Annotated in this window: 14 protein-coding genes; 6 read left to right on the forward strand and 8 right to left on the reverse strand. The window is 65.4% G+C overall.

Annotated features, from left to right (window positions below; all coding sequences use genetic code 11):
- Positions 1 to 81 precede the first annotated feature (81 nt).
- Genes R3P95_RS13030 through R3P95_RS13040 form a run of 3 tightly spaced genes read left to right on the forward strand, consistent with a single transcriptional unit; the run spans position 82 to position 3634 of the window.
- Positions 82 to 582 (forward strand): 2Fe-2S iron-sulfur cluster-binding protein, encoded by a 501-nt coding sequence (locus R3P95_RS13030; protein ID WP_068053261.1) that lies wholly within the window; start codon positions 82 to 84, stop codon positions 580 to 582.
- Positions 579 to 1574 (forward strand): FAD binding domain-containing protein, encoded by a 996-nt coding sequence (locus tag R3P95_RS13035; protein WP_317548516.1) that lies wholly within the window; start codon positions 579 to 581, stop codon positions 1572 to 1574. Before R3P95_RS13030 ends, R3P95_RS13035 begins: the two co-directional genes overlap by 4 nt.
- Positions 1571 to 3634, forward strand: a complete 2064-nt coding sequence (locus R3P95_RS13040) for a xanthine dehydrogenase family protein molybdopterin-binding subunit (RefSeq protein ID WP_317548518.1) — start codon at positions 1571 to 1573, stop codon at positions 3632 to 3634. The genes R3P95_RS13035 and R3P95_RS13040 overlap by 4 nt, the downstream gene beginning before the upstream one ends.
- 85 nt (positions 3635 to 3719) lie before the next feature.
- On the opposite strand, the gene R3P95_RS13045 is transcribed toward R3P95_RS13040, so the two are convergent.
- The 4 genes from R3P95_RS13045 to R3P95_RS13060 are packed head-to-tail and all read right to left on the reverse strand — an operon-like array spanning position 3720 to position 7044.
- A complete protein-coding gene (locus tag R3P95_RS13045) occupies positions 3720 to 4466 on the reverse strand; it encodes an amino acid ABC transporter ATP-binding protein (RefSeq protein WP_317548519.1) in 747 nt (248 codons plus the stop codon).
- A complete protein-coding gene (locus R3P95_RS13050; protein WP_317548520.1) occupies positions 4463 to 5953 on the reverse strand; it encodes an ABC transporter permease subunit in 1491 nt (496 codons plus the stop codon). Before R3P95_RS13050 ends, R3P95_RS13045 begins: the two co-directional genes overlap by 4 nt.
- Positions 5954 to 5992: 39 nt before the next feature.
- Positions 5993 to 6475, reverse strand: a complete 483-nt coding sequence (locus R3P95_RS13055; protein WP_317548522.1) for a RidA family protein — start codon at positions 6473 to 6475, stop codon at positions 5993 to 5995.
- Positions 6476 to 6489: 14 nt separating this feature from the next.
- Positions 6490 to 7044: a histidine phosphatase family protein gene (locus R3P95_RS13060; RefSeq protein ID WP_094669582.1), complete on the reverse strand. Its 555-nt coding sequence runs from the start codon at positions 7042 to 7044 to the stop codon at positions 6490 to 6492.
- A gap of 78 nt (positions 7045 to 7122) precedes the next feature.
- On the opposite strand from R3P95_RS13060, the gene R3P95_RS13065 reads away from it, so the two are divergent.
- The gene (locus R3P95_RS13065; protein ID WP_317548523.1) at positions 7123 to 8298 is read left to right on the forward strand and encodes an acyl-CoA dehydrogenase family protein; all 1176 of its coding nucleotides are present in this window, start codon (positions 7123 to 7125) and stop codon (positions 8296 to 8298) included.
- Positions 8299 to 8314: 16 nt separating this feature from the next.
- The gene (locus R3P95_RS13070; protein ID WP_317548524.1) at positions 8315 to 9442 is read left to right on the forward strand and encodes an acyl-CoA dehydrogenase family protein; all 1128 of its coding nucleotides are present in this window, start codon (positions 8315 to 8317) and stop codon (positions 9440 to 9442) included.
- A gap of 72 nt (positions 9443 to 9514) precedes the next feature.
- Here the strand turns inward: R3P95_RS13070 and R3P95_RS13075 are convergent, their stop codons facing one another.
- The gene (locus R3P95_RS13075; RefSeq protein ID WP_094641337.1) at positions 9515 to 10324 is read right to left on the reverse strand and encodes an alpha/beta fold hydrolase; all 810 of its coding nucleotides are present in this window, start codon (positions 10322 to 10324) and stop codon (positions 9515 to 9517) included.
- Between the two features lie 158 nt (positions 10325 to 10482).
- Between R3P95_RS13075 and R3P95_RS13080 the strand changes: the two genes are divergently transcribed.
- Positions 10483 to 11394: a phosphodiesterase gene (locus R3P95_RS13080; RefSeq protein WP_068053283.1), complete on the forward strand. Its 912-nt coding sequence runs from the start codon at positions 10483 to 10485 to the stop codon at positions 11392 to 11394.
- A 3-nt stretch (positions 11395 to 11397) separates the two neighbouring features.
- On the opposite strand, the gene R3P95_RS13085 is transcribed toward R3P95_RS13080, so the two are convergent.
- From R3P95_RS13085 to R3P95_RS13095, 3 genes are all read right to left on the reverse strand, one after another.
- The gene (locus R3P95_RS13085) at positions 11398 to 12906 is read right to left on the reverse strand and encodes a stealth family protein (RefSeq protein WP_188078858.1); all 1509 of its coding nucleotides are present in this window, start codon (positions 12904 to 12906) and stop codon (positions 11398 to 11400) included.
- 153 nt (positions 12907 to 13059) lie between these two features.
- Positions 13060 to 13422 (reverse strand): VanZ family protein, encoded by a 363-nt coding sequence (locus R3P95_RS13090; protein ID WP_317548525.1) that lies wholly within the window; start codon positions 13420 to 13422, stop codon positions 13060 to 13062.
- Between the two features lie 9 nt (positions 13423 to 13431).
- Positions 13432 to 14100, reverse strand: coding sequence for a class I SAM-dependent methyltransferase (locus R3P95_RS13095; protein ID WP_317548526.1), 669 nt, complete (start codon positions 14098 to 14100; stop codon positions 13432 to 13434).
- Between the last annotated feature and the right edge of the window lie 51 nt (positions 14101 to 14151).

The raw sequence follows: 14151 nt of genomic DNA on the forward strand, positions 1-14151 counted from the left end.
ACTTCGTAGCCCACTACGAGTTTCCGCGCACGACCCAAGCGCGAGCGTTTGGTGGCCGAGGCCGCGGGTATCCGCTCGTGCATGACCAACGTCACTCTCCGTGTCAACGGGACCGACCGCGCTTTCGACTGCGATACCCGAACCACCCTGCTCGACGCTCTCCGCGAGAACCTGGACCTGATCGGTGCCAAGAAGGGGTGTGACCACGGGCAGTGCGGGGCCTGCACGGTGCTGGTGGACGGACGGCGGATCAACAGCTGCCTGACGTTCGCAGTGGCGCAGCAGGATCGTGAGATCACCACGGTCGAGGGGTTGGCCGACGGCGACACCCTGCACCCCGTGCAGCAGGCCTTCGTCGATCGCGACGCGTTCCAGTGCGGGTACTGCACATCCGGGCAGATCTGTTCGGCGGTCGCGGTGATCGAAGAGGCCAAGCAGGGATGGCCCAGCGCGGTCACCGAGGACATCGAGGGTGCCGACGTCGAACTCGATCCCGACGAGATACGAGAACGTATGAGCGGCAACCTCTGTCGTTGCGGTGCCTACTGCAATATCGTGTCGGCCGTACGGGACGCGTCGTGAAGACCTTCGAGTACGACGCAGCCACCGCAGTCGACGACGCCGTGGCCCGCCTCGCCGAGAACGAGAACGCGATGCTGCTCGGCGGGGGAACCAACCTCGTGGACCTGATGAAACTCGGAGTCGTGGGCCCGACGACGCTGATCGACGTGACGCGACTTCCGTTGCACGACATCGATGTATCCGACGACGGCTCGCTTCGTGTCGGTTCCGGCGTGAGCAACAGTGATCTTGCGGTGCACCCGGTGGTGCGTCAGCGTTATCCGGTGCTCTCGCGGGCGGTGCTGGCCGGTGCCTCGGGTCAGTTGCGCAACATGGCCACCACCGGCGGGAACCTGTTCCAGCGCACTCGGTGCGTGTACTTCATGGATGCATCGAAGCCGTGCAACAAGCGCGAACCCGGGTCGGGCTGCCCGGCCCGGACCGGTGAGCACCGCAACCTTGCCATCCTCGGGGCCTCGGAGGCCTGCGTGGCGACGCATCCCTCCGACATGGCGGTCGCGCTGTCCGCTCTCGACGCGCGTGTGGTCGTGCGCGGAGTCGACGGAGAGCGCACCCTCGCTATCGATGACTTCTATCGGCTCCCCGGCGACGCGCCCGAGCGCGACAACACGGTCGCGCGGGACGAACTCGTCACGGCCATCGAGATACCGGCACCGGCGGACGGCACCGTCTCCACCTACCGCAAGGTGAGAGACCGGCAGTCCTACGCCTTCGCGATCGTCTCGGTCGCCGCCACTCTCGATGTCGAGGACGGAATCGTGCGCGGGGTGTCGATCGCGCTGGGCGGTGTGGCGCACAAGCCGTGGCGGGCTCGCACGGCCGAGCACACGCTGCTCGGAGCGGCCGCCGAGGAGGCGTCGTTCCGGCGGGCCATCGCGCTGGAACTCGACGCGGCGGAACCGTTGCGCGACAACGCGTTCAAGATCCCACTGGTGACCAATCTCGTCACCCGCACCTTGGCGGAACTCACAGTGTCGGGAGACCGGTCATGACTGCATCGATCGGACAGCCGATTCAGCGCACCGAATCGATCGCGAAGGTCACCGGCCGGGCTCGGTACGCCGCCGAGCAACCGCCGGCCGTCGGGCAGCTGTACGCCTGGTACGTGCCCGCGACAGTTCCTGCGGGCACGGTCGAACGAGTCGAACTGGACGACGACCCCACGGTGCATGCGGTCGTCTGGCACGGCAACGCGGAGAAGCTGGGTGAGGTCGAGGACGCCGAACTGCATGTCCTGCAATCGAACACCGTCGCGTACCGCGGTCAGATCGTGGCCGTCGTCGTGGCAGATACTCTTCAGGACGCCCGCGCCGCCGCAGCCCGAGTGCGGGTGCAGTACACCGATGTCCGCTCACCCGACAACACTTTGACGGCCGAGCACGGCTCGCTCTACGCACCCGAGTCCGTGAACGCCGGCTTTCCCACCGACGTGACGATCGGGGATCCCGATGCAGCGCTGAAGACGGCCGAGCATGTCGTCGACAACTGGTATTCCACCGCGCCGATGCACAACAGTCCGATGGAGCCGCATGCCACCACGGCGCAGTGGGCCGACGGCGTTCTGACGCTGTGGGACTCGACGCAGGCACCGTCGGGTGTGCAGGGCGATCTCGCCACGGCGTTCGACCTCGAGCCCGAGAACGTTCGCGTCGTCGCGGAGAACGTCGGCGGCGGATTCGGAGCCAAGGGAAGTACTCGGCCCAACGCGATCCTCGCTGCGATGGCCGCGCGAGCCACCGGCCGCACCGTGAAATTGGTGCTGCCGAGGCAGGCGTTGTTCGATGTCGTCGGGTACCGCACGCCGACGCTCAATCACGTTCGTCTGGGCGCTGATTCGACCGGTGCGCTGCAGGCGATCGCGCACGATTCGTTCCAGCAGACCAGCACGATCTTCGAGTTCTGTGAGCAGACGTCGGAATCGACTCGGCACATCTATGCGGCCCCCAACCGTCGCACCACCCACCGTCTCGCGAAACTGGACGTCGGAACGCCGCGGTGGATGCGGGCACCCGGCGAGGCACCCGGCATGTTCGCCGTCGAGACGGCCATCGACGAATTGGCCGCGGCCACCGGCGTCGATCCGATCGAACTGCGCGTTCGCAACGAGCCGGACGTCGATCCCGCCAGTGGTAACCCGTTCAGCTCACGCAGTGTGGTGCAGTGCCTTCGCGAGGGTGCGGAGCAGTTCGGCTGGGACCGCCGCGATTCCACGCCCGGTCGGCGTAGAGAAGGCAACTCTCTTGTCGGCATGGGAGTCGCGACGGCCAGCTACCCGGTGTTGATCTCGCCGAGTACCGCGTCGGCGCGAGTGGAGTCGGACGGCACGATCACGGTGTCCGTCGCCGCGTCGGACATCGGTACCGGCGCGCGCACCGTGCTGCGACAGATTGCCGCCGATGCTCTCGAGGTCGATGCAGACAGCGTGACCGTCGAACTCGGCGACAGCGCTCTGCCGACCGCTCCGGGAGCCGGTGGGTCCTCGGGTACCTCGTCGTGGGGCTGGGCCGTCACCAAGGTCTGCCACTCGTTGAAGTCTCAGGGTTCGTACGAGCCGGGCAACTCCGCCGAGGCCGACACCACCGACGACGTCGAGGGGCAGAAGGAGCTGGCGCGCATGGCTTTCGGTGCCCAGTTCGCCGAGGTCGCGGTCGACGTCGACACCGGTGAGGTGCGGGTACGTAGGATGCTCGGTGTCTTCGGCATCGGCGCGGTGATGAACCCGCGGCTGGCGAGGTCTCAGCTCATCGGCGGCATGACGTTCGGACTCGGCATGGCGCTGATGGAGAACGGCATCACCGATCACGAGTTCGGCGGGTTCGCCAATCACGATCTCGCCGAGTACCACATCCCGGCGTGTGCGGACGTCACCGATCTCGAGGCCGTGTGGGTCGAGGAGGTCGACACCGAACTCGCGCCGATGGGCGGCAAGGGAATCGGTGAGATCGGTGCGGTCGGATCCTCGGCGGCCATCGGCAATGCCGTCTACAACGCCACCGGCGTCCGAGTCCGCGACCTGCCGATCACCCTGGACAAGGTGCTGCCGCACCTCTAGAGCGGCTTTGCCGCAGGTGAGTGGAAACTCGACCCCTGCTACGAAGTTCCACTCACATGGGGCGCAGCCCCTCTACGCAGCCCCGCTACGCCAATATCCGCTGCAGGAACTGGCGGGTACGGGGCTCCGTCGGGTTCACCAGCACCTGTTCCGGTGTGCCGCGTTCGAGGACGACGCCGTTCTCGATGAACAGCACCTGATCGGCGACTTGCTGGGCGAAGCGGATTTCGTGGGTGACGATCACCATCGTCCAGCCCTGCGCGGCAAGACCTTTGATGACGCCGAGCACCTCGCCGACGAGTTCGGGATCGAGTGCCGAGGTGGGCTCGTCGAACAGCATCAGCTTGGGGCGCAGGGCCAGAGCTCGGGCGATTCCGACGCGTTGTTGCTGGCCTCCGGACAGTTGGAACGGGTACTGGTCGGACTTGGCGTCGAGACCGATCTGATCGAGGATCGCGTGCGCGTCACGGATGGCGTCGTCCTTGGCTCGCTTCTGCACGATCACCGGTCCCTCGATGATGTTCTGCAGCACCGTCTTGTGCGGAAACAGGTTGTGGCTCTGGAACACCATGCCGCTCTGAGCGCGGAAGTGTCGGAGCTGCGCCGCGCTGACGGATTCTGCGAAATCCACCGACACGTCCCCGATGCGGATGATGCCTGCGTCGGCCTGATCGAGTGCGTTCAGTGTGCGCAGCACCGTGGTCTTGCCGGATCCGGACGGTCCGATGATGACGGTGACGGTGCCGGACGGCACGGTGAACGAGATGTCCTTCAACACCTCGAGTGGCCCGAACGATTTCTTCAGTGCGGATACTTCCAGCAGGTCTGTCATTTGGCCACGTACCTGTCGAGTCGGACTTCGAGTTTGCCTTGGAAGAACGAGAGAACGATGCAGATCACCCAGTAGTAGAGCGCCGCAACGGTATACAGGGTGAAGAAGTCGAAGGTCGGTGCCGCTGCCAGCTGTGCGACGCGCAGCAGCTCGGTGACCAGGATGGTCGATGCCAGCGAGGTGTCCTTGACCAGCGAGATCAGCGTGTTCGACAACGGTGGTACCGCGGTGCGCAGCGCCTGCGGAAGCACGATGCGCTGCAACGTGGTTCGGTAGCCCATCCCGATGGTCTGCGCGGCCTCCCACTGCCCCTTGGGCACACTCAGTATCGCGGCCCGGATCACCTCGGCCGCGTAGCCACCGACATTGAGCGAGAACGCGACCACCGCGGCCGGGAACGGCGAGATCACGATGCCGAACTGCGGTAGCCCGTAGAAGATGATGAACAGCTGCAGCAGCAGGGGAGTGCCGCGGATGATCGAGACGTAGAACCGGGCGACCGCAGCGAGCGGTGCGATCGACGAGATCCGGGCCAATGCCACCGTGAGGGCGATGACGAGCCCGACCACGAAGCTGATGGCGGTCAGCGGAATCGTCATTGTCACCGTGGCTTTGAGCATCGGCCACAGGTTGTCGAGAACGAGCTGCGTTTTGGACGGTGCCGTCGACGCTGCGTCGTCGCTCGTCGGAACCACGGTGTCGGCGGTCGGTGCGGCGACATCACTGCCGAAGTACTTGTTCGAGATCTCGGCGATGGTGCCGTTCTCGCGCAGCGTGTCGATGGCGGTGTCGACCTCGTCCATCAGCCCACTGTCCTTGCGGGCCACGAAGGATTGCAGCGTCGTGTCGCCGGTCTCGCCTGCGATCTTCACGCCGGTGTCGCCGGTCTGCTGCAGGTATTCGGCGATAGCGAGGGAATCGTTGACGGTGGCGTCGACGCGGCCGTCCTTGACGAGAGTGACCGCCTGGACGAATCCCTCGACGGCTTCGACGTTCGCGCCTGCGTTCGCCGCGACCTCGGCCCAGTTGCTCGTCGAGGATTGCGCGGTGGTCTTGCCGGCCAGATCGGCGAGAGAGGTGATGGTGGAGTCGTCTGCGGCCGTGAGGATCTGGCCTTCCGACACCGTGTACGGCGTGGACAGGTCGTAGGCCGACTGGCGCGCAGGGGTGATCGAGACCTGGTTGGCGATCAGGTCGAAGCGTTGGGATTGCAGTCCGGCGAAGATCGAGTCGAACGGGGTCTGCACGAAGTCGACGCGTACGCCCAACTCGGCTCCGACGGCGTTGATGACGTCGATGTCGTATCCGGTGAGTTGTCCGTCCGCGCCCTGATAGCTGAACGGACTGTAGGTGCCCTCGGTGCCGACGACCAGTACGCCCTCGTCCTGCACCCGGTCCAGCAGTGACTGTGAGGACGAGCTGCAGCCGGACAACCCGAGGATGCCGATGAGAATCGCGACCAGAGCAAGAATCGATCTGCGCACCATCTGCGCCCGCTTTCGCCGTATGTACGAGTGGAGCAAAACCTACCCGTCGATCTCCAGTTCCGCTGACACCACGACGGTGTTGTTCATCGGCAATGCAGACACCCCGAGTGCGGTGCGGGCATGAGCGCCGATCTCCGGACCGAAGATGGCGAGCACCAGATCGGAGAAGCCGTTGACGACCGTGGTGGTCTGAGTGAAGCCGTGGTCGGCATTGACCGACCCGGTCACGGTCAGCCACGCGCTGATTCGATCGAGGTCGCCGATTGCCCTGGCGACGCTGCCGAGGAGCGCCAGCGCGGTGTCGCGTGCGGCGTCGGTGGCCGAGTCGAGATCGACCTGCGACGGCACCGCACCGAACGGGCCGGCCAGGGTGCCGTCCGGGTCCAAGGGCGAATGGCCGGAGGCGAAGACCCGGTTGCCGCGTACGCGCACCCATTCGAACGAGAACTCGAAACCGGGTGGGGCGGTCGGTTCACCGGGCAACGTGAAGCCGAGTTCGGTGATGCGACGTTCGATCTCCATGAAGGAAAACTCTGTCAGACCGGGATGCCGTTGATGGTGCGAACGGTCCAGCGAGAACCGTCGTGTTCGAGGGTGGAGACGCCCGCGTTGAGGATGCGCGGGGAGTGGCGTCGCCGGATCGCGTCGAAGATCGCCCGGATGACGCCGCCGTGCGCCACGGCGATCACCGCGGAGTCCGGGAAACGCGACGCGATCTCGTCCACGCCGCGCACACCTCGCACGATCAGGTTCGAACGCGGCTCCAAGCCCGGGTACCGGCCGTCCGGCCAGTGCGAGTACGCGTCCCAGTCGGTGAAGCCCTCGGCGTCACCGAAGTGCCGCTCGGCCAGATCGGGGAACTCGGCGGTGCGGGTCAGACCCAGGTGCGCGCCGATGATGTCTGCGGTTTCCGCTGCTCGGATAAGCGGGGAGCTGACCAGGTGGTCCCATGTCCGGTACTCGAGTTCGTAGCCGGCCTCGCGGGCCTGAGCGCGGCCGGTGTCGTTGAGAGGAATGTCCGAAGAGCCCTGCAGGCGCCCGTGCAGATTCCAGTTCGTTTCACCGTGCCGAACCAGTGCCAGAAGAGTCATAGTGAGCGGAGAATATCCCAGAGTTACCAGGGAGTACGGTCGATACGAAGATACGCGAACGAGCTTGGAGGATTGTCGATGAATCTTGCCCTGACAGAAGAAGAGGCCGCGTTCCGTGACGAGATGCGGACGTTCTTCACCACGAAGGTCCCCGCCGAGATTCGCGAGAAGAGCGCGACGGGTCAGGAGTTGAGCAAGGACGAGGTGGTCACGACCATGCGAATCCTCAACGAGAACGGCCTGGCGGTGCCGCATTGGCCCGCCGAGTTCGGTGGCCGCGACTGGACCGCTGTACAGCGTCACATCTGGCTCGACGAAATGCAGTTGGCGTCGGTGCCCGAGCCGCTGGCGTTCAATGCCTCGATGGTCGGCCCGGTCATCGCGACGTTCGGCTCGCAGGAGCTCAAGGAGAAGTTCCTGCCCAAGACGGCGAACCTCGACATCTGGTGGTGCCAGGGCTTCTCCGAGCCCGAGGCCGGATCGGACCTGGCGTCGTTGCGCACCACCGCCATCCGCGACGGTGACGACTACATCGTCAACGGACAGAAGACGTGGACCACGCTCGGCCAGTACGCCGACTGGATCTTCGCCCTCGTGCGCACCAACCCGGACGCGCCGAAGAAGCAGGCCGGAATCTCGTTCCTGCTGATCGATCTGAACACTCCCGGCATCGAGATGCGTCCCATCAAGCTGGTCGACGGCAGTGTCGAGGTCAACGAGGTCTTCTTCGACAACGTCCGCGTTCCGGCGGAGAACCTCGTCGGCGAGGAGAACCAGGGCTGGAGCTACGCCAAGTTCCTGCTCGGCAACGAGCGCACCGGCGTCGCCCGGGCCGGACACACCAAAGTCCATCTGGGACAGGCGAAGAAGCACGCGGCGCAGACCAAGGTCGGCACCGGCACGCTGCTCGACGATCCACTGTTCGCGGCCAAGATGGCCGAGGTCGAGAACGAACTGCTCGCCCTCGAGCTGACTCAGCTGCGCATGGTGTCGAGCTCGGACGACGGCAAGCCGAATCCGGCGTCGTCCATCCTCAAGCTGCGGGGATCGGAACTGCAGCAGACCACCACCGAATTGCTGATGGACGTCGCCGGGCCGGACTCACTGCCCTACGAGGCGGGCGAGGACATCGAGAGCGAGGGCTGGGCGCAGCGCTCGGTACCGGGGTATCTCAACTACCGCAAGGTGTCGATCTACGGCGGCTCGAACGAGGTTCAGCGCACCATCATCGCCTCTGCGATTCTCGGACTGTAAGGGAGCATCTGAAGACATGGATTTCGAACTCAACGAAGAGCAGAAGCTGCTGCGCGACACCACTCGTGAGGTTCTCTCGCGGGCCTACGACACCGAGAAGCGCAACAAGATCGTTGCCGGTGAGCTGGGCTGGAGCACCGACGTCTGGAAGCAGTTGGCCGAGGTCGGCCTCCTGGGTCTGACGTTCAGCGAAGAAGACGGCGGGATGGACGCCGGTCCGGTGGAGATCATGGCCGTGATGACCGAGGTCGGACGACGGCTCGCACCGGAGCCGATTCTCGACGCCGTTCTCGTTCCCGGCGGGTTGATCTCCGAGCTCGGCAGCGCCGATCAGCGCGCGCGGCTCCTGCCGCCCGTCGCCGAGGGATCGTCGATGTTGGCGTTCGCGCACAACGAATCCGGTAGCCGCTGGCCCAACATCGAGGTCGCCACCGCCGCCACCGAGGACGGTGGGTCGTGGTCGATCAGCGGCGTCAAGAATCCGGTTCCGCACGGTGGTAGCGCAGACGTGATCGTCGTCAGTGCGACGCTGCCCACCGGTGGAACAGGATTGTTCGTCGTCGACGCCGACGCGACCGGTCTCACGCGTAAGTCCTACGCCACCCACGACGGTCAGCGCGCCGCGCAGATCGAATTCGTCGACGTCGCAGCCGAACCGCTCGGCACCGCCGAGAACGCGGCCGCGGCCATCACCGGTGCCGAGGTGCGAGCGCAGGCCGCGCTCTGCGCCGAGGCGATCGGTGCGATGGAAGAGGCGCTTCGGTTGACCACCGATTACCTCAAGCAGCGCAAGCAGTTCGGGGTTCCGCTGGCCAAGTTCCAGGCGCTCACCTTCCGTGCGGCGGACATGTACGTGCTGCTCGAACTCGCCCGCAGCATGAGCCTGTACGCCACGATGTCCTTGGCCGACGGCAACGTCGACCCGACCATCGCGTCGCGAGCGAAGCTGCAGATCTCGCGGTCCGGTCGCAAGATCGGCCAGGAGGCCATTCAGTTGCACGGCGGAATCGGCGTGACGGCCGAATATCCGGTGGGGCACTACACCAGTCGACTGGTGGCCATCGAGCACACGCTCGGTGGTGCCGACGAGCACCTACGCATCCTTGCCGCGAAGGTCGCCGATCACGATCTCATCGGGATCTGACGCTCGTCCTAACACTCCTCGGGCCCGGCCACCGTCGACAGGTGGCCGGGCCCGAGGTCGTTTCGTGAGGTGTCAGCTGCCCGCATCCGCCTCGGCGACGAGGTCGGCCACGGCTGCGGGGTTCGAGACCAGGATCGCGTGCGAACCCGGCACCTCGGTCACCCGAGCACCCGCCCGCTGCGCCATGAACCGCTCGGCCGAGGCCGGGATGATCTGATCCTGCTGGGGAATCAGCGCCCACGACGGTGTGTCCGCCCAGGACGGCGGACCGCTCGGCTCGAGCAGCGCACCGGCAGCGATCGTCTTCTGGTGAGCGACCATGCGCGCGGCCTGCTCCTCGGTGACATCAGGGGCGAAGAACGGCCGGAACAGGGCAGGCGTGATGTACGAGTCGACGTTCTTGCCGATCAGGTTGGAGGAGTCGTCGACGATCGACAGGCCGATCACCGGCGGTACCAGCGCGGTCACCGGGAATCGGATGGGGTCGAGTTCCAGGGCGACGGGTTCGCCCTCGACGGGCATGAACGCGGCGACGTAGACCAGCGCTTCCACGTTGTCGGCGTGCACGTTGCTGATCACCGTGCCGCCGTACGAATGGCCCACCAGTACCACCGGCCCGTCGATGCTCTCGACGACATCGGTGACCGAGGCCGCGTCGAACGCCGGTCCGCGCAGCGAGTTGTCCGCCGTCACCACCGGGTAGCCGCGGCCACGGAGGTTGTCGGCTACGCCGTCCCAGCTGGTGTTGTCCGCGAAGGCTCCGTGCACCAGCACCACGGTCGGCAGCTCCTGCGCGGCAGCGGGCGCGACGCCGATGCCGACCATCGACCCCACCGTCAGTCCTGCAGTTGCGAGAAGGGTGGTCAGCTTCGGTTTCGTCATGCTCTCAACCTGTCACACGCCGGATGTTGGTGCGGTGTTCACCGCGTAGATCCGACCAGCTTTTTCTCAGTGAACGCTCGTATGCTTGGGTTGCAACAGTGGCGTTCGCCCGGCCGGGTGAACGTGAAACGGTAGGTCCGATCGTGAGCGAGAGTTCGATGAAGTCTCGGATGGCCGAGTACCCACGTCCCCATCACTGCTTGCTGCATATCAGCGACACGCATCTCGTCGACGGCGGAGGTCGGTTGTACGGGGGCGTGGACAGTCATTTGCGGCTCGAGCAGGTGATGACCGACGTACGCAACTCCGGTGTGCGGCCCGACGCATTGGTGTTCACGGGGGATCTGACGGACAAGGGTGAGCCGGGCGCGTACGAGAAATTGCGCGCGTTGGTCGAGCCGGTGGCCGAGGAACTCGGTGCGCAGATCGTCTGGGCGATGGGCAATCACGACGACCGGGCGACGTTTCGTCAGAAGCTTCTCGACGCCGAACCCACCGGGCAGTCCATCGATCGTGTCCATGACGTCGACGGTCTTCGTGTGGTGACGCTCGACACGACGGTCCCGGGCAGGCATCACGGCGAGCTCGGCGACGAGCAATTGGCTTGGTTGGCAGACACTCTCGCTACCCCCGCCGAGTTCGGCACTATTCTCGCGATGCATCATCCGCCGGTACCGACCGTGCTCGATCTCGCCGTGCTGGTCGAGCTGATCGATCAGCCTCGCCTGGCCGACGTGCTACGCGGAACCGATGTGCGATCCATTCTTGCTGGGCACCTGCACTATTCGACGACGGCCACGTTCGCGGGTATCCCGGTCTCGGTGGCGTCGGCCACCTGCTACACCCAGGATCTGAACGTGCCCGCAGGCGGATTGCGCGGACGCGACGGTGCCCAGGGCTACAACCTGGTCCATGTCTACGAGGACACCGTCGTGCATTCGGTGGTGCCCACAGGGTCGTACGACACTGTGGGAGAGCCGGTCTCGGCTCAAGAGACCGCGCGCAGGCTGAATGCGGCGGGAGTGACCATCGCAGACAGCGCGCGGCGCAAGACGTTCAGCGACGCCTGAGCATCAGCGTTCGTCGGTCCTCGCCCGTTCCCAGGGCGCGACGATGGGGAAATACTTGTCCAGGAACTGTGTCACCGTTCGGGTGCGCAGGTCCAGGTCGACCTCGGGGAAGCTGCCGTCGTTGAGGCAGAAGAAGTCCACCGAGCGCTTGGGGAGCAGCTTCTCCATCAGGTCGAGACCGGCCACGGTGGTGGTGTCGATGTACCGGACCTTGGCGTCCTTCTGGACCACGGCGCGACCGCTCATCAGCGCGTAGTAGTGGTACAGCGAGTTGGTCACCGAGATGTTGGTGCTCGCCCGGAACGCGCTCGCCGCGGTGGAGGCGAACTCGTCCGGGAACTCGTTCTCCATCTCCTGCATCACGCTGCGCCGCAGCGGTGTTGCCGCGTGTTCGAGATGCCGGGTTGTGGTCATTCCGAATCGGTTCTGCAGGATTCGACGGTTCACCCGCGCCGCGTTCTCGAAGCCGCTGCGGTCGGCGTCGCTGTAGCCCAACCCGATTCGGGTCGTCGCTTCGATGAACATGCTGATTCCGCCGGGGGAGAAGAACATCGACGGACTGACCGGTCGACCGAAGAACATGTCGTCGTTCGAGTACAGAAAGTGCTCGGACAATCCGGGGATGTGGTGCAGCTGGCTTTCGACGGCCTGCGAATTGTGGGTCGGCAGAACGGATGTGTCGACGAAGAAGGCCTCGCTCGGCACGAACGTCACCTTGGGGTGGTCGGCGAGCCATGCAGGCCTCGCCGAGTCGGTGGCCACGAAGATGCGCCTGATCCACGGTGCGTACATGTGAATCGACCGCAGCGCATACTTCAGTTCGTCGATCTGCCGGTAGCGGGCTGCTGAGTCGTCACCCTCACCGACGACGTAGTTCGCCATCCGCCGCGCGCGCTGGGCCTGGAATTCTGCCGAGGAGCCGTCGACCCAGGAGAACACGATGTCGATGTCGAAATTGATGTCCGACGCGTGGTCGGCGAACATGTTCTCGATTGTCGGCCACGTTCTGCCGAAGCGTTCGACCGTTCCGCGGACGGCCTCGTCGGGCCGAATGTTGCGACGGGTCAGCGAATTCTCGATCGGAAGCACGATCTCGGACGGCGAGAACGACCACAGTTCGATCTGCACTGCCGTCGATGCGCCGTAGTACAACCCGCTGAACGGTTCGACTCGCGGACGGTACAGCCGCACGATCCTGGCGTTGGCCGACGGTGAGAGTGTGCCGTCGGCAACCAGCACGGCTTTCCCGCGGGCGTCGACGGTCTTGGAGTAGAACGGCTCGGCGCGGCAGGCGTGTACCAATGCGGTGGTGAGCGCGTCCCGGGCAGCGAGTTCTATGGCGATGACCGGTCGTTCGTCGTTGCCGCGGACGAGCAAATACTTGATGCGGGCGGCGTCGAGCACGGCGCGGACGAACAGCAGATCCTCGACCATCGCCTGGTGCGGGGTGGTGGAGGTGATCGTCAGTGCGTAGCGGCCGTCGTGGCTGACCACGTCGGATCGTTCGCTCAGGCGTGCTGCGGACGCTGCGGATTCTCGGGTGACGGCATCATTGGTCTCGTGCTCCGGTGGAACGAGGTAGATATCGTGCGGGGCAGAGGACGAGGTGATGGCGTTCCTTCCGGAGTGTGCGCGCAGGCCGGGGAAACCCGGTGCAGACACAGTCTAGTGCAGGTCCGCGGCATTTCCGACGGGCCGCGGTAGTACCCGGCTCGCCGCGACCAGGCCCACAGCAACTCCGGCGGCATCGGCGAGAGCGTCGGCGACCGATCCGGAGCGTCCCAGCGGCAGAATCGCTTGCAGGACCTCCGAGATCGCCGCGAATGCCAGTACCCACAGCGCGGTCCTGACCCAGTCGATTCCGGCCAGGCGGGAGGTGTACGCGAGGACCGCGAACAACACGAAGTGAATGATCTTGTCGCTGTGCTGAAATCCCGACGGCACCCCGGACGCGGGGGTGAACAGCACGATCAGCGCCACCATGAAGGTGACGGCCAGGGGAATTCGATACGTCGACTGCGAGAACACCGCCCGAGTTTACCGGCGCTGCAATACCACCACCGTGTCGATTCGCTCGTCGCCGTCGGGCGTCGTACGAGTGCGGTGTTCGGCATGGATCTGCTCGAACCCGTCGCCCGCCGCGGTGACCACCGGTTCCGGAGCGAACAGCCGGTTCTTGGCCGGGTGCTGCGAGGCGTGGCTGTCGCTCGGACTGTGCCCGACGATCAGAAGACGTCCCCTCGGTGCGACAGCAGCCGCGAACCTGCGCGTGGTCAGTGCGAGCTCGTCCGGCGGCACCTGCAGGAAGTGCACCGACACCAGATCGAACGCCGCGGCAGGGGGAGTCCAGTCCAGAACGTCTTCCTGACGCCATTCCACCGCGAGTGTTCGCGGCTCCAGCGCCTGCTGCGCCGTGCGAGCCCGGCCGAGAGCGACATCGGAGATGTCGACGCCGGTCACGTTCCAGCCTTCGCCGGCCAGCCACAGGGAGTCCGCACCTTCACCGCAGCCGATGTCCAGTGCGCGACCCGGAGTCAGCTCGGACGCTTCCTGTACCAACACGGCATTGGGATTGCCGCTCCAGATGGTGGTGCGCTGGTTGTAGAGGTCGTCCCAGAACGCCTCGTCGAAGGCGCCGTTCTCGAAATCCGGTTCCACGTGGGTCCCGTCGGCGGCATGAGTGTGAGTATGTGTGTGGTCGGCCATGGTTCGAGACTGCCCGCTGTCAGGCCTTCACGCAAACATCTTTGCTGGATC

The sequence above is a fragment of the Rhodococcus cercidiphylli genome (assembly GCF_033042225.1).
GTDB lineage: Bacteria > Actinomycetota > Actinomycetes > Mycobacteriales > Mycobacteriaceae > Rhodococcoides.